Source organism: Embleya sp. NPDC005971, assembly GCF_040629175.1.
Taxonomy (GTDB): domain Bacteria; phylum Actinomycetota; class Actinomycetes; order Streptomycetales; family Streptomycetaceae; genus Embleya.
On sequence record NZ_JBEXUX010000118.1, the window covers coordinates 1 to 18,040 of the forward strand.

Annotated in this window: 21 protein-coding genes and 1 pseudogene; 9 read left to right on the forward strand and 13 right to left on the reverse strand. The window is 69.0% G+C overall.

All coding sequences use genetic code 11. The features are described 5' to 3' along the window. From ABZ374_RS46500 to ABZ374_RS46510, 3 genes are all read right to left on the reverse strand, one after another. Nucleotides 1–368, reverse strand: a 368-nt coding sequence (locus tag ABZ374_RS46500; protein WP_360324371.1) for a transposase, incomplete at its 3' end; no start/stop codon positions are given. After that, nucleotides 365–811 carry a transposase family protein gene (locus ABZ374_RS46505; protein WP_360324373.1) on the reverse strand — a complete coding sequence of 149 codons (447 nt, stop codon included), beginning with the start codon at nt 809–811 and terminating at the stop codon, nt 365–367. The genes ABZ374_RS46500 and ABZ374_RS46505, both read right to left, overlap by 4 nt. Before the next feature lie 223 nt (nt 812–1,034). Beyond that, entirely contained in the window at nt 1,035–1,199 is a 165-nt protein-coding gene (locus ABZ374_RS46510) for a hypothetical protein (protein WP_360324375.1), read from the reverse strand. Between the two features lie 532 nt (nt 1,200–1,731). Here ABZ374_RS46510 and ABZ374_RS46515 point away from each other — a divergent pair. Continuing rightward, nucleotides 1,732–2,214, forward strand: a complete 483-nt coding sequence (locus ABZ374_RS46515; protein ID WP_360324377.1) for a hypothetical protein — start codon at nt 1,732–1,734, stop codon at nt 2,212–2,214. Between the two features lie 392 nt (nt 2,215–2,606). Here the strand turns inward: ABZ374_RS46515 and ABZ374_RS46520 are convergent, their stop codons facing one another. Both ABZ374_RS46520 and ABZ374_RS46525 read right to left on the reverse strand, forming a co-directional pair. Beyond that, a complete protein-coding gene (locus ABZ374_RS46520; protein ID WP_360324379.1) occupies nt 2,607–2,840 on the reverse strand; it encodes a hypothetical protein in 234 nt (77 codons plus the stop codon). Between the two features lie 229 nt (nt 2,841–3,069). Next, nucleotides 3,070–3,330 carry a hypothetical protein gene (locus ABZ374_RS46525; RefSeq protein ID WP_360324381.1) on the reverse strand — a complete coding sequence of 87 codons (261 nt, stop codon included), beginning with the start codon at nt 3,328–3,330 and terminating at the stop codon, nt 3,070–3,072. A 313-nt stretch (nt 3,331–3,643) separates the two neighbouring features. Between ABZ374_RS46525 and ABZ374_RS46530 the strand changes: the two genes are divergently transcribed. From ABZ374_RS46530 to ABZ374_RS46545, 4 genes are all read left to right on the forward strand, one after another. Continuing rightward, nucleotides 3,644–3,964, forward strand: coding sequence for a hypothetical protein (locus ABZ374_RS46530; protein ID WP_360324383.1), 321 nt, complete (start codon nt 3,644–3,646; stop codon nt 3,962–3,964). A gap of 487 nt (nt 3,965–4,451) precedes the next feature. Beyond that, nucleotides 4,452–4,622 (forward strand): hypothetical protein, encoded by a 171-nt coding sequence (locus tag ABZ374_RS46535; RefSeq protein ID WP_360324385.1) that lies wholly within the window; start codon nt 4,452–4,454, stop codon nt 4,620–4,622. 387 nt (nt 4,623–5,009) lie between these two features. Next, on the forward strand, nt 5,010–5,483 hold the full coding sequence (locus ABZ374_RS46540) for an SRPBCC family protein (RefSeq protein WP_360324387.1): 474 nt from the start codon (nt 5,010–5,012) through the stop codon (nt 5,481–5,483). A 938-nt stretch (nt 5,484–6,421) separates the two neighbouring features. Beyond that, the gene (locus ABZ374_RS46545) at nt 6,422–6,586 is read left to right on the forward strand and encodes a DUF1918 domain-containing protein (protein WP_360324389.1); all 165 of its coding nucleotides are present in this window, start codon (nt 6,422–6,424) and stop codon (nt 6,584–6,586) included. Nucleotides 6,587–6,664: 78 nt separating this feature from the next. Here the strand turns inward: ABZ374_RS46545 and ABZ374_RS46550 are convergent, their stop codons facing one another. The 5 genes from ABZ374_RS46550 to ABZ374_RS46570 form a co-directional block, all read right to left on the reverse strand. Continuing rightward, nucleotides 6,665–6,823: a hypothetical protein gene (locus ABZ374_RS46550; RefSeq protein WP_360324391.1), complete on the reverse strand. Its 159-nt coding sequence runs from the start codon at nt 6,821–6,823 to the stop codon at nt 6,665–6,667. Between the two features lie 42 nt (nt 6,824–6,865). After that, nucleotides 6,866–8,128 carry a helicase associated domain-containing protein gene (locus tag ABZ374_RS46555; RefSeq protein ID WP_360324393.1) on the reverse strand — a complete coding sequence of 421 codons (1,263 nt, stop codon included), beginning with the start codon at nt 8,126–8,128 and terminating at the stop codon, nt 6,866–6,868. A 43-nt stretch (nt 8,129–8,171) separates the two neighbouring features. Beyond that, on the reverse strand, nt 8,172–9,077 hold the full coding sequence (locus ABZ374_RS46560) for a helicase-related protein (RefSeq protein ID WP_360324395.1): 906 nt from the start codon (nt 9,075–9,077) through the stop codon (nt 8,172–8,174). Next, nucleotides 9,071–9,418: a hypothetical protein gene (locus ABZ374_RS46565; protein ID WP_360324397.1), complete on the reverse strand. Its 348-nt coding sequence runs from the start codon at nt 9,416–9,418 to the stop codon at nt 9,071–9,073. Before ABZ374_RS46565 ends, ABZ374_RS46560 begins: the two co-directional genes overlap by 7 nt. 891 nt (nt 9,419–10,309) lie before the next feature. Then, nucleotides 10,310–10,498 carry a DUF1918 domain-containing protein gene (locus ABZ374_RS46570; protein ID WP_360324399.1) on the reverse strand — a complete coding sequence of 63 codons (189 nt, stop codon included), beginning with the start codon at nt 10,496–10,498 and terminating at the stop codon, nt 10,310–10,312. A 245-nt stretch (nt 10,499–10,743) separates the two neighbouring features. Between ABZ374_RS46570 and ABZ374_RS46575 the strand changes: the two genes are divergently transcribed. Further along, nucleotides 10,744–11,250, forward strand: coding sequence for a ricin-type beta-trefoil lectin domain protein (locus ABZ374_RS46575; protein ID WP_360324401.1), 507 nt, complete (start codon nt 10,744–10,746; stop codon nt 11,248–11,250). 58 nt (nt 11,251–11,308) lie between these two features. Here ABZ374_RS46575 and ABZ374_RS46580 read toward each other — a convergent pair whose 3' ends face one another. After that, nucleotides 11,309–11,497, reverse strand: coding sequence for a hypothetical protein (locus ABZ374_RS46580; RefSeq protein WP_360324403.1), 189 nt, complete (start codon nt 11,495–11,497; stop codon nt 11,309–11,311). A 57-nt stretch (nt 11,498–11,554) separates the two neighbouring features. On the opposite strand from ABZ374_RS46580, the pseudogene ABZ374_RS46585 reads away from it, so the two are divergent. Continuing rightward, a pseudogene (locus ABZ374_RS46585) lies at nt 11,555–11,965 on the forward strand (transposase); the annotation flags it as partial. A gap of 88 nt (nt 11,966–12,053) precedes the next feature. Here the strand turns inward: ABZ374_RS46585 and ABZ374_RS46590 are convergent. Further along, complete coding sequence (locus ABZ374_RS46590; RefSeq protein WP_360324405.1) at nt 12,054–13,523, reverse strand: serine/threonine-protein kinase; 1,470 nt, start codon at nt 13,521–13,523, stop codon at nt 12,054–12,056. 463 nt (nt 13,524–13,986) lie between these two features. Here ABZ374_RS46590 and ABZ374_RS46595 point away from each other — a divergent pair, with 463 nt between their 5' ends. Both ABZ374_RS46595 and ABZ374_RS46600 read left to right on the forward strand, forming a co-directional pair. Continuing rightward, nucleotides 13,987–14,679, forward strand: a complete 693-nt coding sequence (locus tag ABZ374_RS46595; RefSeq protein ID WP_360324407.1) for a hypothetical protein — start codon at nt 13,987–13,989, stop codon at nt 14,677–14,679. 243 nt (nt 14,680–14,922) lie between these two features. Further along, nucleotides 14,923–15,594 (forward strand): ATP-binding protein, encoded by a 672-nt coding sequence (locus ABZ374_RS46600; protein ID WP_360324411.1) that lies wholly within the window; start codon nt 14,923–14,925, stop codon nt 15,592–15,594. A gap of 264 nt (nt 15,595–15,858) precedes the next feature. Here ABZ374_RS46600 and ltrA read toward each other — a convergent pair whose 3' ends face one another. Beyond that, nucleotides 15,859–17,127, reverse strand: a complete 1,269-nt coding sequence (ltrA, locus tag ABZ374_RS46605; protein ID WP_360324409.1) for a group II intron reverse transcriptase/maturase — start codon at nt 17,125–17,127, stop codon at nt 15,859–15,861. Between the last annotated feature and the right edge of the window lie 913 nt (nt 17,128–18,040).

Below are 18,040 nucleotides of genomic sequence, written 5' to 3' on the forward strand. Positions count from 1 at the left end.
GGATTAGGTAAGCCATTGGACCCAAGAACCTCCCTCCAAGTTCCTCCCGACTGAGTCGGGGATACGACAAGGCGCCTCATGGCGCACTGCCACCGGTCCGCGACCTGAATCGCATCGGGTGCTTCACGGGCGGCGGCCTGGCTGAAGGTGCTGCACCGATCGCGGCAGATCACCTCGATGCCCGGGTGCTCGGAGAGCCACGCGGCCACGGTCTCCACGGTGCGGTCTGGCAGCAGGTCGATCGGCCGACGGGTCTCCACGTCGACGAGGACCGTGCCGAAGGATCCTGCCTTTGCGGAACGCGAACTCGTCGATCCCCAGGACCGTGACGCCCGTCGTGGGAGGGTCGGGAAGCGCGCGGACCTCACCCAGAATCACGTCCCGGCTCGCCTTCACCGGCAGGTACTCGGCCAGCCGGGAACCGGCCCGGCCGCCCACGGCCAGACCGATCGCCTGCACGATCCGGGCAACTGCCCGCGTGCGCCGTCGATACGGGGCAGTCAAGCCCGCGACCTGCTCGGCCACCGTCCGGCGGTCGCACCCGTCGTTGTCGCAGAAGAACCCCCCGACACACCCGAAGGCGGAGTACGACGCGCCTCCCGCCCAGCGGCCGGTCCGCGACGCGGCGTTCGTAGCTGCTGTGCACACGCGACGCTTCAGACCCGCAGGCCGGGCAAGCGATCAGCGGTTGTCTGCTGTGGACATCGATGCGTACTACATCATCGACAGTCTCGACCGCGTCCACCTCCAACCCCTCGACGTCAGGCCACACCAGGTCCCAGAAGCGCGGTTCGTCCCCCACGAACAGCACGCTCGATGCTCACGGCTGCCTGCTCAGCCGGATGATCAGAAGTGACCGTCACGAAATATCCGCCACAGCCACTTTCAAAGATCGCCATCAACCCGCCGGGGATCGGGGCCGGCGGGGAGGTCCCGATGCCGCCGCAGGTGGCATGGCGCCGCAGGCAACGCGGAACGGCGGCCGCCGCAGGCGCAACGGGCCTTCCTCGGCGACGCGCCAACGCGCGCATCGCTTAGGGACTCATTTGGCCGCCTGCGGTCGACGGGGGTGGCTCGGGGACCGGCGGATCCGGGGCGTCCTGGATTCGTATCACCTCGGCGATCGCGGCGACGCGTTCCTGGGCGCTGAGGGAACTCGCCGCATTTTCCAGCGCGGCGAAGTGCTGCCTGCGGTCCACGCAGCGGCTCCGGGTGTGAGTCCACGCGGTGCAGGCCGGGATGGCAGCGACAAGGATCCACAGGAAAGCGAGAAGGACGAGGCAGACGGCCATCCACGTGGGCGCGCCGGTGAACATGGCGAGTAGCGAGCCGGCTCCGAAGCCCACGGGAGGGAGGGGGTTGGGGGTTTGCACGGGGCGCGCCTTTCGGGCATGGCGGCCTCGCCGCCGATCTGGTCGACCGGGATCTCCCGGCGGTTGCAGAGGCGGGTTTGGCGTTGTCGAAGAACGTCGCGATCGGCGGCGCACCTGCGCGCTGGGCGATCAAGCGACGGAATCCGCAGGGGGCTCCCCGCTGCGGGCATGAGAAAAGGCCCGAACCGGGGGTCCGAGCCTTGGTGTTCGGCGAGAGGTACGCCAGTCAACAGGAGAGTATGTTCGCTCCGCCCCGGCCGCAAGTCAGTGGTTCGCGCAACCGCCTGCCCGGCTACATGGAGAACCCTCGACCCGGTCCGCCGTGGGTCGGCGGCCGCCGGGGATACTCCTGCTGTCATTGCTGCTGGTGTTCGCGTTGACGTTCGGCCCGCTCGCGGTCCTGGACGACGCGGCGTTGCTCGATTCGTTCCCGTCGGGTGTCCTCCACCTCGAGGTGCTCCGCGAGGAGTGTGGCGCGCACGGCGGCCTCGTCGCGCAGTTCGCGGGCGCGGCCGCGGTCGGCGGCGGCCTTGGTGAGGTTCCTCTCGGCGGCCCGCTGTTCGCGGTCGACGACGCGTTCGGCGGTGGCGACGTCGGTGGTGTGGGCCTGGGTGTGCAGGTGCTCCCAGTCGCGGGCCGTGGCGACGAGTTCGGCGCGGGCGTCGGTGCCGGGCGCGGTCTGCCGGGCCTGGGCCCCCGGTCGCGTTGGTGGCGGCGTTCGACGGCGGCCGCGCGGCGGGTCGCCTCGTCCTCGGCGCGGACCGGTGAGGTCGCGTTGCGCGAGCGCGAGCGCGTTGAGGACGAGGAGTGCGTCGGCTCCGGCGTCCTCGCCCTGCCCTAGCCCTGCGCGACAAGGGCGTCCCCGTACGCGACATCCCCGCCAAGCTCGTCATCAAGACCGGCAAGAACGCCGGCCGTCCGCCTTCGCTCGCGTCGGTGTACCGCGCCTTCGCCGAAGCAGACGACGCGGCACCCGACACGCCACTGACAAAAAGTCGCCGAAGCACTGACACATCCGAAGGTAGGTCGTCCGGCTCGAACAGACAGAGGCTGTACCGGACCACGTCCTCGGGTTCGCTGCTGTGGGCGAGGGAGCCGGCGATGATCAGGGTCCGGCGGGCGTGCTCGTCCCTGACGTACGCCGATTGCGGTGCGCGTCGGCCCCCGTCGGGGCCTGCGTACCCGTCCTCGAAGGGCGAGCCCGCAGGCCGTGCCGGGACCTGACGACTTCGGTCAGTCGTTCGAGACGGCCTTGTGGTTGTGACCGGCGTTGAAGACGTCGTCAGCGGCGAACTGGGTCCAATTTCCGAAGACCAACGTGTAGGCGTTTCCCTCGGGGACGATCACGTTCGTGTCGGCGGCAGCAGCCGAGGCGCCGCCCAGGACGATGGCGAGCGTGGCGACGGCAGTCAGTGCGGAAGCAATGGAGCGCATGGAAAGGCCCTTGGGGTCGGGGAACTCCGGCATACGGAAATCCCCAGTCAAGGTGCGGGGGCCGCGCGGGACACGCACCCACGCCGGTCACGGGCCCAGAGCAACCATTTTGGGTGCAGTGCTCCCAGCGGGACTCCGGGCCCGGCACACGACAAGCACAAGGCCAGAACGGGGTTCGGAGCAGATTTCAGCAGGATTGAACGCTAAGAAACGATCTTGATCCGGCTGTCTGGCCTTTCGTGGATGTGGTGTGGGCCGTGGCCTATGCCGGTTCGGGGTTCGGGGCGGGTGCGGTGTCGTCCGGCTGGTGGATGACGAGGGTCCAGCGGCGTTTGCCGATGCGCTTGAGTTCCTTGTGGAGGGCTTTGATGCGGGTGTCGGCATCGGGGCCGGCGATGCCCAGGGTGAGGCCGTCGTCGGTGGGGTTGTGGCTCAGGGGCCGGCCGCCGGCGGCGATGCGGTGGGCGACGAGGATCCGGGCGCGGGTGGGCGTGATGCTTTGGGTGCTGTCGACTGCGACCAACCACTGCTCGGTTCCGATTTGGCCCGACGCTCGTATAGCAACCACGAAGTAGCTCTCTGAAACCAATTTCGGTGTGCAAGTGGGGGTGCCGTTAAACAGAGGGTGATCCAGCCGACACGTAGCCGAGCGTGACGGGTGTCGAGGAGGTCGTTCCGGCAGTCGTTTCTCTTTCGAGTGAACCGCCGGGCGCGGTTGTGCGGATCGGTCCCGCGCGGGTACCTCGGTCGGCGGGAGTGACGCGGTACCGGATCGGTTCGGGTTCCGGCACTCCCGGAAATGTCCCTTGTGTGCACCCCGGATGGGAGTCCCCCTCATGCGCATGCGCCTCGGCCCGCGCGTGGCCCTCGTGGTCACCGCCGGCGCCCTCGCCCTGTCCTTCGTCGCCGCCTCGACCGCCTCCGCGGCCCCCGGTGTCGTGATCCTGGAGAAGGGCGCCAAGTCCAAGCAGGTCGAGGACCCGAAGGGCGGCCAGTGTTACCCCGGCCTCGGCCCCGGCACCACGATCGCCAACCAGACCGAAGGCACCCTCCTGCTCTTCCCCGACGGCAAATGTCAGATGAAGATCTTCAACCCCCTGGGACCGGGCGAGGCCCGGCCGGACGAGAACGTCGGCAGCTTCCTGGCCCTGGACTGACCCCGCACCACCACGCCCACCCTTCTCGGGGTGTCGTCAACGAACAGCGATCCAACCGACACGTAGCTGAGCGTGACTCGGTCTGCGGGTGGTTTTACTGAGAGTGTTCGCGCCGGCCCGGTTCTCCCGAAGCTGCCGCAGGACTCCGTGTGACGCTGTGGGATCGAAGTTGGTTGGCCACGGCGCCGGCGGCCGGGCGGTGTACCGGGCTCGATCCGCGCGCCGCGCAGGCGGTTCTGCCCGGCCCGGCCGCGCTCGCCGCGCTGTACCGCCAACTCCGCAAACGCCTTCGAGGTTCGCGTGATCTGGGGATCCGGCTACCCGATCACGGATTCGCCGCACTGCCGCCGGGCGGTGTCGGGGTGGATGCCGAGGCCGTCGCGGAACCGCGTACGACGGATGACCCGCTGCGGGCCACAACTCACGCGCCCCGATCCGTCGCGCCGACCGACCGACGGCGGTCATCCGACGTGAGAGTCGGAACTGTGTGTCCCTGCTGCGTCGTCGTGTGCCGATCGTCAGGTTCCGGGGCAAGGGCGTGCTCGCCTCCGTCGACGACCTGCGCTTCGTTGTTCCCGTCCGCACCGTCAACGCCGCTCCCTCGCCGAAGTACTCCGCGATTGTCGATGACTGGGATGCGTCCCGAGAGTTCGCGTAAGTCAGTTACGTAAAGGATGAGCTGGGGCACCTTCCCGGATCCCGGCCCCGGAACGGACGAATCACGACCGAGATCGAGACCTGCGGACCAGCGACCCGCCCGCGGGGTCGGACCCGATGGTGGACGAGGTCGTCGAGCAGGGAAATACGGGGCGGGAAGAGGATGCCGCCGGCCGGTCGGCCGCTGGGAAGTCCCCACCCCGTCGGTCGAGGTCGCGGGGACGATCGGCCCCGGACGGGCAGGCCGGCGCATGGAATGCCCGCGCCCGGGCACCGGGTCGCCACGTCCGCGTCGCGGTGGAGCACGAACAGCACGTTCGTCCGCTCCCACGTCGGCCACGGGGAACCCGGCCCGCGATCGCCACGCGATCACACCGAGAGGACCGTCATGCCGAACCTCGAGCACACCGTCACGATCAACGCCCCGATCGCGGACGTCTGGCGAATCCTGCTGGACGTGGAGGGATGGGTCCGGCTCTTCCCACTGACCAGCGCGGCGCGGGTCACCGAGAGTTCCCCGACCCACCAGATCGTCGCGATCACGGGTGACATCGGCGGCCGGAGCCAGTCCTGGGTCTCCCGGCGCGACATCGACGAGGCGCGCCGGGTCATCGGCTACCACCAGGTGGAGAAGGCGCCGCTCGTGGGACGGATGGCCGGGGAGTGGCGGGCGGTCTCCACATCGGACACCACGACGGAGTTGACCATCACCCACGACTTCGAACCGGCTCCCGTAGGCGGGCCGGTTGCCGGAGTCCCCGGTGGCCGGGAACTCGACGGGTTGTTGGGCCGCGCGCTGGACCACCTGGGTTCCGCGCATCTCGCGGCGATCAAATCCGAGGCCGAATCGCGCACGCCCTGACCGTGGGCACTCGTCACCGGTGTCGGGGCGGCTCCACCCGCCCCGACGTGCCCACCCGGCCCCTCCTCCGGGCGCTCCGCGACGACACGGTCGGCGCGATCGGCGCGGTCGGCGCGTCGAGCCCGGTCCGTGCGACGGCGCCTTGCGCCGGAACCCGCCGACGGGAAGGGCGAAGCGGAGCGGAGGGAGCCGGTGCGCGCGGCCGGCTCGAAGAGCTTCGGGGGCATGTCGCCGGTCCAGTGCAGGCGCCCGTCCGGCGGGTGTGAGTGGTCGGGATGACGTTGTTGACGGTCTCCTCACCGGCCTCGTGGCTGCCGACGGCGGTCACGGAGGGGGTGACCATCGTGCAATCGACTTCGAAGAACGGGCCGACCTCCCTGAGCGGGACCTTGTCGCGCGCACAGCCCGGGCGCCGAAGAGGAGATCGTTGCGAGGGTCCACGCTGGTGGGGACGAGGACGTCGGAGAAGAACCTGTATCCGGGAGGAGGCACGGGTCGCCAAAAGGTCATAAGGCCCCCGGTGTAGTCGAGGCGTTGCCAATCGACGGGAGGACGCACCATGTCGTCCTTCGGATCGGTGCCGCGAATCACCGTTCCCCGGGTGTCACCGGGGCCCGTTCTCTGGGCCAACCAGTACCAACCGTCCGGGACGTGGTCGTCGGTGGTGAACCTGAGGGTGAGCGCGCCGAATCCGATGTCACGCGAGATCGCCATGCGTCCTGCCTCTGTGTGCGAAGGGCCCCGACGCACACGCCCGTTTTCGCGTCCCGGCGTGGGAAGACCTCCGCTGGGCCGATCGGGTTCCACCACACCCGGCAATGGACGCACCACTGCGGCGGAGATCGGGCCGTCCCGGGCGCCGGTGTCCGTCACGTACCGGGTCGCGGGTCGTTGATCCGGTCGAAACGCATTGTCGAACTCCCGGAGAGGAGCCGAATATGCCGGCGAGTGTGGGTGACCGGATCCGTGTGGGGTCGCGGATCGGGGAGATCGTCGAGGTGCTGGGCCCCCTGGGCAGCCCGCCCTACACGGTCCGCTTCGAAGACGGCCGGGAGGAGACCGTCTTTCCCCGGCCGGGTGAGGTCGAGATCGTGGAGGAGTAGCGGGCGGAGCACCCCCCGACGGCGCCAAGGGCTCCCGGGGGGACACCGCCCCCCGGGTCCCTGGGTGCGAAAGGTCGGTCAGGAGTCGAAACGCACGCTCCCGTAGACCCCCACGCCTCCCGTGGGGATGTCTGTGACGACGCCCTTGCAGCCGGCGGCGGAGAAGGTGTGCGCGGTGGTGTCGGTGTCGTTGTGCGCGACGGAGGAGGAGCCGGGTGCGATGTCGTACAAGATCACCGGCATTCTCCCCCTAATACGGGACCCGTTACGGGGTCCGATCTATATCGGACCCCCCACGCCGGACGAAACCCCAGGCCAGACCCCCTGTATGCACCCTCGGACGGCGCAGACCGGTATGGGATCTTCCACTCGAACCCCATTCCACCCTGCCGGTGCGGTCACGCTCGGTTCGACCACCACCGGCGACGCCGGCCCCCGGCCGCTCCCGGTCCTCGATGCCCCGGTGTCCCTGTTCCCCGGGACATCCGGCGAGGGTGCCCCCGTGCCCTGGTCGGAGCAGGAGCAGGGGACACGACCCGATGCCGGCGAGCACCACCAGGAGCACGACGCCGGCCGAGCTCGGCGACACCGGCCGGCATCGCCGAGCTCGGCCCGAGACGGATCAGGCCCACCGCATCCGAGCACGGTCAACGCCTCGACCCGCTCCGCCGGCCAGGTCGCCCGCCGCTGCCGGGCGTTGGCCAACGCCACACCCAACTTCACCGCATGCACCACACCGTCGACCCCGACCTGCTCGACGTGCCTGCGCGGCACGACCAGATGCCCCTCCCGCTCCCGGAACGCCGCGGCGGCGGCCGGGGTCAGCACCCACCGGTCCACCACCGCCCGCTGCTCCGGCACCACCACCGCCGTCACGTCGACGCCCACCCCGGCCAACGCCTTCCGCTGCGCCGGCGTCAGGTCGGCTCCGCCGCGTCGTTGCCGCTCCAGCCACGCCCCGACGTCCTCACCACCGGCGGTGCACCCGGGCACCAACGCCTCCAGCGACCCGCCGCCCTCGACGTGCAGCCGCACCACCGCGAGCATCCGCTGCCACTCCAACGACCACCACCGCGCCGGATCGGCGCGCCCGGCCGGGTTCCAGTCCGCGTCGATCTCGGCCAACCGCGCCCACCGCTCCCGCCACCGGCCCGGGTTCCTGCGGGACTCCAGCGGGCGGCGGCAGTTCGCGAGGAACTGCCCCACGGGATGGTTGTCCACCGCCGCCGACTTGGGCGCCGCCAGATGGCCGTGCACGGCGAAGTACGCCCGACACATCGCCAACCCGTCCTCGAACGCCGCGTCCTCGGCGTTCCACACCATCCCCAGGGCCGCGAGCATCCTGATCCGCCGACGGCTGATCGCCCCGACCGACCACGCCTTGCGCTGCTCGCTGAGCCAGGCCCCGACCGGGTGACTGGTCCCGGTGGCAATGTCGTAGTCGATTGCCTCCAACGGCACCTTGAGGTCACCGTGTTCGCCGTGCCACCGGCGGGCGGCCGGGTAGCTGCGGCGCCAGTCGCGACGCTCGGGGTTGATCACCCGCAGCTGGCGGAGTCGGCGATGAGCGCGGGATCGCGCCTGCTCATGAACCGCACGAGAAACCGCTCCGCTGCCTTGGCGTCCCGTTCGGCCGCCTCGTCCTCGGCCGCCTCGTCGTCCTCGTCGTCCTCGTCGACCAGGGGGTCATCGCCGTCCTGCTCCTGGTCTTGGTCGTCGCCGTCCGGGGCCGGCTCGTCGATGACGGACAAGAGCCGAGTCCCACACCGCTGGGCGCGGGGGTGGCGAGCATGTCCAGGACCCGGCTGTCGTGCGCGGCCAGGGCGTGCAGGACGCGGACGAGAAAGTGGTACGGGTCGGAGACGAGCATCTCGTCCGGCTGCTCCCCGGCCTCCAGGAACACCGGCACGATGATGGTCGCCGTCCGGCCCTCGTGCGGCTCCTGACGCAGGGCACGCCCGATCGCCTGGACGATGTCCACCACACTCAGCTTGGGGTCCATGAACGCCACGGCATCGGCCCGCAGGTCGACACCCTCGGCCAACACCCGCACGTTCGACAACACCGCCCGCCGCGTCACCGCCTCTGCGCCCACGTCGTCAGGCTCGAACAGAGCGGTCGGGCGGTCGGTGTGCGCGGCGAAGTCCCCGAGCACCCGCCGCCGATGCCCCGCCTCGTGCTCACCACACAACCAATCCGCCCACACCGCCGCCGGAAACCCCGCCGGGTCCTGCTCGTGCAGCCGGGCCGCGACCGCCGGCAGCGTCCGCGCGCACGCCTTCGCCTCCACCGTCCGCGCGTGATACGCGATCACCGTCGCCAACCCCTGCTCCGCGGCGACCCGCAACACCGCCGTCTGCAACGCCGCCAACCGCGCCGCCCGATACCTCTCGGTGTCCGCCGGACTGCGCCGGCCCGGGCCCCGGTTGAGGGCGATACCGCCGGCCTCGGCCAAGTCCTGCACCTCGGGATCGGCGACGTCGATCACCACGATCCGAGGCTTCGCGAGCAGCCCAGGCGCACGCCGGCCGCGAGTTCCAGGCGGTGGACGGTGGGGTCGAAGATCTCCTCGTTCTCCATGGACGCGACGGCGTGGAGCGGCAGCGGCGAGTGGAGCGGACGTCCCCCGCGCACCCGATGCCCGACGCCGCCCTCGCTTGCCTCGTCACCTTCATTGTCCCGGCCGACTTCGTCCTCGATAAGGTTGTCGAGCCCGCTCGGGTTCGCCGCGTCCGGGTCGTCCCACGCCGCGTCGTCGGCGAGGACCGAGGGTCGCTCGGCTTCGCCCTCGCCGGTGCCTTCGCTGTAGTGCTGTTGGCGGGTGGTTCCCACACGCGCGGGGTCGCGGTCAGGTACAACCAGGGGCCGGCGGTGCGGGCTTGGTCGTGACGTGCGCCCGTGTCGGCGCCGAGGCCACCGGTCCTATGGCCAAGCAACGGTCTGCGGTGGCTTGGCGCCTGTGCCCCTTGTTCGCCGGTGGGCGGTGTCTCGTCCGCGTCGAGATCGTGACGCGACCACGCGCGGAAGTGTTCGGCGCTCTCGTGGTCGCCCGCCCTCTCTCGTTCGCGAGGGCGCGTGGCCTGAATGCCCGACCTGGTGTCGGCCAACCTTTCACGGCGTCTTGTGACGTCCGGAACACGTTTCGATACTGGCAGTTGGCCACCGCGAACCACTCACCGACCGCACACGGGTGGCGGTTCCGGGAGGAGACGCCATGCCGCCTTTCGAGCAGCTCGGCGACGAACCGCTCGTACGCCGCTCGCGTGCCGAGGGGAACCACGTCCCGAAATTCGACACCAGTGGAGACATCTACACCGAGTTCCACGGCTTCGAGGTCACGATCCACTTGAGCAGGGAGGCCATCGAGTGGATCAGCACCATGGAGAAGCTCTTCGACGCGTACCTGGAAGTGTCCATGAAGGCGCTGGAGGAGGTCGCGCCGTTCTTCGACCTGATCCGTGCCTACATCCAGGCCGAGGTGACGACGATCGAGGCCGTCTCGGGGACGGTGCCGGACGGACGGGTCAAACTGGAGGGAGTCATTCCCTTCGCCGTTCTGGTGCCCGAATCCGACGAGGGTTTCGTCCCCCCGGGAGGATGGCACCCCCCGCCGGTCGTGAACGGCCTGCGGTGGTGGACCGTGAACTCCATCCGCCTCTACAACGACCGTTGGGCCTTCACCGCCACCAATTCGAACCCGAACGAGTCCTCGGTCTCGTCGATCTACTTCAACACGACGTACGACGGGAACTCCTCCACGACGTCGACCTCGTCCGGCAGGGGAAAGACCGTCTTCTCCGTGCCGTCGTCGAATCGAACCGTGTAGGGCGGGTTACCGCGGGGCCCGAGTACCTCGACGATCTCGGCGGTCCTGGACCCCATACGGATCCGGTCGCCCACATTGGCCGGCATCGCATCTCCTCCGAACGGCATCCCGACCCGACCAACGAACCACGGCCGGCCCCGTGACGGGCGACGCCACGCCCTTGATCGCCCCCTTTCGGCCCCCACCCGAGGACCCGGGCGGCCGTCCGGATCGGCCTCGCGCCACCCGTCCGGCGGCTACCGCGCGATGCCGCGCGCGTCGTTCCCTTGGGTGGCGCCGTCCCGCCGTGCAGGCGGGACCCGCTCGTTTCGGCAACGGTGAGAGGAACACCATGCGCAAGCGCAACCACGTATTCGTCGCGGCGACCGCCGCACTCGCGGCCGCCACCCTGCTCGCGGCCGCCCCCACCCAGGCAGCCGCGCCACTCAAAGGGAGATACCTACTCAAGAACGTCGGGAGCGGGCTCTGCCTGACGAGTTCGGGCAAGGGGGATCCCGCGATCACGGTGAAGGCCTGCAACGACAACAACCGCCAGTACCAGGTGTGGGGCTTCAGCCTGGGATCCGTCGGCGAGGGGACCGTCAGGGTTGTCGACCAGAAGCACTACCGCTGCCTCGACACCAGCGGTACCAGGGCGTTCCTTCGCGACTGCGAGAACAACAAGGCGTCACCCTCCCAGTCCTGGGAGACGGCCGTGTTCGGCGGCGTCACGACCCTGCAGACGGTCGCGGGTCGCAGACCCTGCCTCGACGTCCACTCCAAGACCCACGCCGTCCAGACCACGACCTGCCGCAACAACGACGCCGCGTGGATGGAATGGAAACTCCTCAAGGAGTGACCGGCGATCGCCCGGTCGCAGTGCCGAGCGGTGTGAGGGCCACCGGCTCGATCGAGGATCAGGCCCCCGGCTTGGGCCCGTCCGACGCTGGCACCACCACCCCGGCCTCGGTCGCCGCGGTGTCGACCATCGCGGGCGGGGTGAGCCCGGGGGCGAGCAGCTGCTCGCGCTGCGCCTCGTTGAGCCGGTCCCACCCGGACCGCCGCCGGCCCACCCGTCGGCCGATCGGCGTCCCGCCACGCACCACCGTCCGGGCCTACGTCGTCCAACCGCGACCCCTCCCTGTCCGGCCCGGTACCCGGCCGTGTGGGTCGCCGCGGCAAGCGTCTCGGACAACGTCGGCGGCATCCACCTGCTCTCCGCGATCGCCGCAGCCCACCCCCGCGTCACCAAGGCCTGGGTCGACGGCGGCTACCGCACCAAAGCGATCGAACGCGGAGCGGCCCTCGACATCGACGTCCACGTCGTGCAACGCGACCCCACCGTCAAGGGATTCAAGGTCCTCCCCAGACGTTGGATCGTAGAGCGGACCTTCGGATGGCTGATGCACCACCGCCGCCTCGCCCGCGACTACGAAACCCACCCACACCGCTCCGAAGCCATGATCCACCTCGCCATGATCGACCTCATGAGCAGACGCCTCACCCACGAATCCACCCTGAGCTGGCGTGACATCCAACCTCAGGACTTGGGCCAAACACCTATCCATGCATAAAACGCTCTTTGAGGAAAACCGGACAGGAAAACTCGACAGGAAGCCGAGAGGCACCACAGGAACCGCTGCGCCCGCAGCGCCCGTTCGCTCAATTACGCCAGGATCCGTCGACAGGGCGTTCCGGCAGGCGGGTCGGATGCTCAAGCCGCCCGCTGGCGGCGGCGGACAGCCAGGTCGCCCAGCGTTCGATGAACTCGTCCAAGTCGGCGATATCCAGAGCTGTGAACGGCCAGGCAACTTGAACAACGTCCATCGCCGGTCCGACGGCGCGCGCTGCCTCTGCCCCGGGCCCGAGGGCGTAGGGCAGAACGGTCGGCCGTTCGGTCTGGAACGGCAACGGCATGAAGGCTGTCTCGAACCAGCGATACTCCCCAGCGGCCTTGGCATCGCAGTACCACAACGCGTGGCCACGACCTTGGTAGCCGAGATGGTTGGGGGTGACCATCTCCAGCTTCACGGTTGCGTACGCCACGACGTCGATCGGCATCGACGTGGCGACTCCCGACACCCCTGCGGGCGCCTCATGCGCTGCCGACATGTGCAGTCGGGCACGTCCGAGCTCGAGGATCCAGCCCCCCTGGCGCCCATTCTCGACCTCGGCGGTGGGAGCCGCGTTCGTGAGGGCGGTCCGGAACAGCTCGGAGATCCGGGTATGGATCGCCGCTGCCGTGGTGAACAGTTCCTCGCGGCGCTCCGCCTCGGTCTCGCCCGCGGCCGTGGCACGCTGCGCCTCGGCCCGGCGTCCCACCTCGTTGCGGTTCGCCTCCGCGAGGGCGGCGAGTCCTGCGGAAGCCGGCGCCGCTCGTGTAAGTCTGTCCAGCATCAGCGCAGGTGTGGGGCGTGCCTGCGGGGGCTTGTAGAGGCATTCCTCAACCGCGGCGGCAAGCAGAGGAGAGACCGAGGTAAGCCGCGGCGGGCTCTCCTGCAGATGCTGATCCCGGAAGTCGTGGTCGTAAGGGCCCTGAAACGGCCACTGCCCGGTGAGCAGTTCGTAGCCGATCACGCCCAACGCGTACACGTCCGCGGCGATCGTCGCCCGCTGGAACTTCCAGACCTCGGGCGCCATGTAGGGCCACGTGCCCCAGCCCTTCCGGGTGTTCGTTCCGGTGGCGGCCTCGGCGTAGCGGGCCAGTCCGAAGTCCGCCACGCACCAGCGGCCTTCCCACAGGAGCACGTTCTCGGGCTTCAAGTCGCGGTGCACGACGTCGCCGTGCAGGTCGGTCAGGGCCACGACGATATCGCGCAGGATCACCGCGGCCTCGTCCTCGGATACCGCGCCGCCGACGGCGTCCAAGTGATCGCGCAACGACTTCTCCGCCCGGGGCATCACGATCACCCAATCGCCCTCGTGCTCACCGCAGTCCAGGATCGGGATGACGTTGCGCACGCCCTCCCCGGAGAACAACAGTTCACGATCGGCGCCGGGGGCCTTCGGGAACAGCTTCGCGACCGCCCGGTCGCCTTCCGCCGAAGTGACCTCGAAGACCGTGGCGAATCCGCCAGATCCGAACGCGGGTCCCAGGCGCCATTCACTGCCATCCAGTTTCAGCGTACTCACCGTGCACCTTTCGTCGGCACCCGCTCCGGCGCATCCGTCCTCCCCGCATCGTGCCGGCACGAGCACCATGCCACCCACCACATTCTGCGAGCCCGCCCCGGCAGCCGGGAACGCAGAGAGGCCGGCGCGGGCAGCCCCGGGTGGGCGCGAGAACAGTCGCGGCGTCGCCCGCCCCACCCACGCCCGGGCAGGGAAGTCCGGACCTCTCCGACTCGGTACACCCAACGCAGCGAGCACGGTCCCGACGCACGAACACATCGCCCGCCACACGGAATTCTCAATCACATTGCGCGGCCTTCTCGAACCTTGCGACACCGCAGGTCAACCGACCCATCGCCGAAAGCGCACCCACCACCACAGACCGAAGTCCCATGTCACCAAGCACAGGCCGACCTTCTCAATCGGTGCCGCGCCCCAGGTCAGAGCACCACACCCCGAACCCGCCATTGAGAAGACGCACCGGATGTGGGCCGCGCTGGTCGCGACGTGCGGGTACGTGCCGGTACCGCCGACCGGCGGCGACTACCTCGAACTGCTGCCGGTGCGATGGCAGGCCGTCACCGACCGCAGGATCCGCATCGACCACCGCACCTACGACCACGAGGACCTGGGCCCGCTTCGCGGGCAGTCCTCCGGGATCGTCGCCCGAGGCGGGAAGTGGGAGGTCCACCACAACCCGCACGACGGCCGCCAGGTGTGGATCCGCCTGCCCGACGGCGCGTTGACGCAGATCCCCTGGATCCACCGCGACCACACCCATCGCCGGTTCGACGAACGCACCCGGCAATACCTGCGTGCCACCGCCGAACGCCATGACGATACCCACATCCACGAGGCGAACCTCGCGGAAGCCCTCGACCAACTCATGCGCGGCGCCCACGGCGGACACGTCACCCGTGTCGAACACGCCGTTGTGGCCCGCGGCACCCCCGCCCGGACTCCTCCGCCGACACGCTCCGCACACGAGGGGCGGGAACAGGACCTCGGGGACGTGCTCCCCGGGCCGGGCGAGGACAGCCTCGACGAACTCGACGACGGCCTCGACGAGTCGTCACTGCCGGGGTCGGACACCGGCGAAGACGATCCCGACTCCCCCGTCCCGCCGTACCCGGCGTACGGGCTCCACGACGCACACGAGGAGGCCCTGAAATGGTGACCCCCGATGCGCAGTCGGGCGACGACACAGGCAACGCGTGGGCACATGCCGACACGACGCAACAGTCCCGGCCGGTGACCACCTGGCAGGGCCGGCAGGACTTCGCGACCGCACCGCTCCCGAGGCCACCCGAGCCCGGCACACCGCCGCGCAGCCGGGAAGAACGTCTGGCCTACCACTCCGCGTTCGTGAGCGGTCCGCACGCTGGCCATCGACACCCTCGCCACGAACGTGCGCACGCTGATGATCCCGGGCCGTCACCAACGGACCACCGCCCGACCGTCCCTGATCGTCACCGGGCCCGCCGCCGCGGGCAAGACCACCGCTGTGCTCCATGTCGGACGCACGTGCCACCTCGCGGAGGCCGCCCGACACAGCGGGAGAGCGGAGGGCCGGGTGCCGGTCGCGTACGTCCTCGTGCCGCCCGGTGCGACCGCCAAGGCCCTCGCCACCGAGTTCGCCCGTTATCTCGGCGTCCCCGTCACGGCCCGGATGACGCAGGCCCAGATCACCGAAGCCGTGTGCCACACCTACAACCGGGCCGGCGTCCACCTCGTCCTCATCGACGAGAACCCGCCGCCTCAACCCGCGCACCACCACCGGCGCCGAGACCGCAGACCTGCTGAAAGACCTCACCGAACGCATCGGCGCGACATTCGTGTACGCGGGCATCGACGTGGTGACAACCGCGTTGTTCGCCGGGGTACGCGGAGCGCAACTCGCCGGACGGGCCTCGCTGATCGACTGCGGGGCGTTCCCGGCCCGGCTCGGGAAACACGAACCGTTCACCGAGTTGATCGCCGGCGTGGAAACCGCCCTCGACCCGAAACGCACACCGCGCGGGCACGCTCCCCCGCCTCGCGTCCCACCTCCATCAGCGCACCGCCGGCCGGATCGGCAGCCTCACCCGCCTGATCCGCCAGGCCGCGATCACCGCCATCGACGACGGCACCGAACGCATCACCAAAACCAGCCTCGACACGGTCCGCCTCGACCACCTCGCCGAAACCCGGCACCGCCCCGACACACCCGGGCCCCGCACGCCCAAGCGGTGGGCCACCCCGGCCCATCGACCACACTAAAAACCTGTGCCGAGTAGCCGGAGGGAGTCTCACCCTCCGGCTCTCACAGAACCGTGCGTAACAGTCGCCCGTTACACGGCTCTTGTCGTCCTGGTCATCAAATCGCCACGGCGTTTACGGAGGGGGTAAGGCGCCAGTGCGCGAACATGCGGGGGTATCGCCGGGCGATCTCCTGCATCTTCGTGATGGCCTTCCGCTTGGCCGCGAGCCGTTTGTATTTCCGGCGGATCCAGCGCACCAGGTAGGTGTTGATACGCATCGTGAAGGGGATCAGCTCCCACGGCCTGAAACGGCCGTAGTAGTTGAGCCAACCCGCCACTACAGGATTGATCCTGCGGGCGAGCTCCTGGAAGGACAGATCCGAGCGGGTGTGCAGGTGCCAGGACCTCAACTCCCGCCCCATCTTCTTCAGGGCGTCCCTGCCGACCGCCGGGTCGAACGACAAGAACAGGTTCCCGTGCCGACTCCGACTCCGCCTGGCGCGGAACGTATACCCGAGGAACGTGAACTCCGTGTGCTCGTGCGAGCCCCGGCGTTGTCCGTCCTTGCAATACACGATCCGGGTCTTGGCCAGATTCAGCCGCAACCCGACCTCGGCCATCCTGTTCCCGAGCGCGCCCAGCACCTGCCGGGCCTGCCCCTCGGTGACGCAGTGCAGCACCGCGTCGTCCGCATAGCGTTCGAACCAGACGGAGGGGAACTCCCGGACCATCCAAGAGTCGAACGCGTAGTGCAGGAACAGGTTCGCCAACACAGGAGATACCGGGGCGCCTTGGGGCGTCCCGCACTCCCGCTCCAGCAGAGAGCCGTCAGGCATGGCGAGCGGGGCAGCGAGCCACCTCCGCACGTACAACTTCACCACCCAAACGGCGTCCGTGTGTACTTCCACCGCCTTGACCAGGAGGTCCCAGGGCACGCTGTCGAAGAACTTGGTGATGTCGAACTCCACCACCCAGTCCCGCTTCCAGCAGCGTCTCCGGCACTTCTCCACAGCGTCCAAGGCGGACCGTCCGGGCCGGTATCCGAAGCTGTCCGGATGAAAGAGGGGTTCCACCCTTCGCATCAGATGCCGGGCCACCACGGTCTGGGCCACACGATCAGCGACAGCGGGAATTCCAAGTATTCGCACGCCCTGACCGTGCGGCTTGGGAATGGCCACCGCACGCACCGGAGGTGGAAAATACGAGCCCGACGACATCCGGTTCCAGACCTTGTAGAGGTTGCTTTTCAGGTCCTTCTCGAACTCGTCGATGCTCTGCCCGTCCACTCCCGGCGCTCCCCTATTCGCCCTGACTTCCTCCCATGCCTCTTTGACCTCCCACTTCGAAATCTCAAACGGCTTGACCTGTGATTTCAACTGGTCCACCGAACTCCTCCCGGACTTCGTCCGGTTGATACGATCAACACAGTCGCGAACGACCCGACCCCTTCGCTCCACCCCGATTACAGGGACTTCATCACTACTACGAGTCGGTCCGCCGGCACGCCCCGCATCGGTACTCAGCCCCTCGCAGTGTCCGCTGCTTGGGGTGCTCCCTCTCGCCGCCACTACGCAACGGCAGTATCGGGGCCCGCCTTCTCCTGTTCCATACGGAAGCCGCAAACCGGGATCACGTCGCCTACATGCCGGACACCACCTGGCCAATAAACGGGCACCCGCCAGGCTCATCCCGGAGTTCTGGTCACACCCCGGTTTCGATGCCGTCTGTTTTGTTTTCGACACGTCAGCAGCGATTCACTTACGTTCGTCTTCCCGATCCCCACCTGACGCCTCTCGGGCGCCTTTTCCTCATCGCTCACCACGACGGTCTTCAGCCAACGCAGCATGAGGCGGTTTGGAGCCTCCCCCCGCAGGGCGACTCCGAAGGGCCACAAAACCTTCATCTTCCGCACAGCACCACACAGGAAGCCGTCCTACAACCAACTCCCTTGCATGTTCAGGACACAAGACCAGCACAAATACGGTTCGGGCCCTCAGACGCGCGAAGCTATGTGCAACAGAACGGGGCTTTCTCAACGAAACCGCGAAACCGCCAGGTCAGGCCCCCACAGCCTCCACCCGGACGGCCACCAAACGTTCTCACCCAACCTGCAACATCCCAGCTCACGCCAGCGCCTGCACACCAACAACCACTGCGAAATCACAGCCGACCCGCTCGCCGTCGACGCCGCCGGCCCGACATACGCGCCACCCGGTTCATCGACCCGGGCACCCTGATCGGCCGTCGCCCCGAGGCGCTCAACGACCGTCGAGTGGCGGGTAGTCGGGAGGGCGACCC

Bases quoted from the DNA above. Each gene is read 5' to 3' on its own strand.
- ABZ374_RS46520 (WP_360324379.1), bottom strand. From the start codon at position 2,840: ATGCCGGAGTTCCCCGACCCCAAGGGCCTTTCCATGCGCTCCATTGCT.
- ABZ374_RS46530 (WP_360324383.1), top strand. From the start codon at position 3,644: ATGCGCATGCGCCTCGGCCCGCGCGTGGCCCTCGTGGTCACCGCCGGC.
- ABZ374_RS46540 (WP_360324387.1), top strand. From the start codon at position 5,010: ATGCCGAACCTCGAGCACACCGTCACGATCAACGCCCCGATCGCGGAC.
- ABZ374_RS46545 (WP_360324389.1), top strand. From the start codon at position 6,422: ATGCCGGCGAGTGTGGGTGACCGGATCCGTGTGGGGTCGCGGATCGGG.
- ABZ374_RS46570 (WP_360324399.1), bottom strand. From the start codon at position 10,498: ATGCCGGCCAATGTGGGCGACCGGATCCGTATGGGGTCCAGGACCGCC.
- ABZ374_RS46575 (WP_360324401.1), top strand. From the start codon at position 10,744: ATGCGCAAGCGCAACCACGTATTCGTCGCGGCGACCGCCGCACTCGCG.
- ABZ374_RS46595 (WP_360324407.1), top strand. From the start codon at position 13,987: ATGTGGGCCGCGCTGGTCGCGACGTGCGGGTACGTGCCGGTACCGCCG.
- ABZ374_RS46600 (WP_360324411.1), top strand. From the start codon at position 14,923: ATGATCCCGGGCCGTCACCAACGGACCACCGCCCGACCGTCCCTGATC.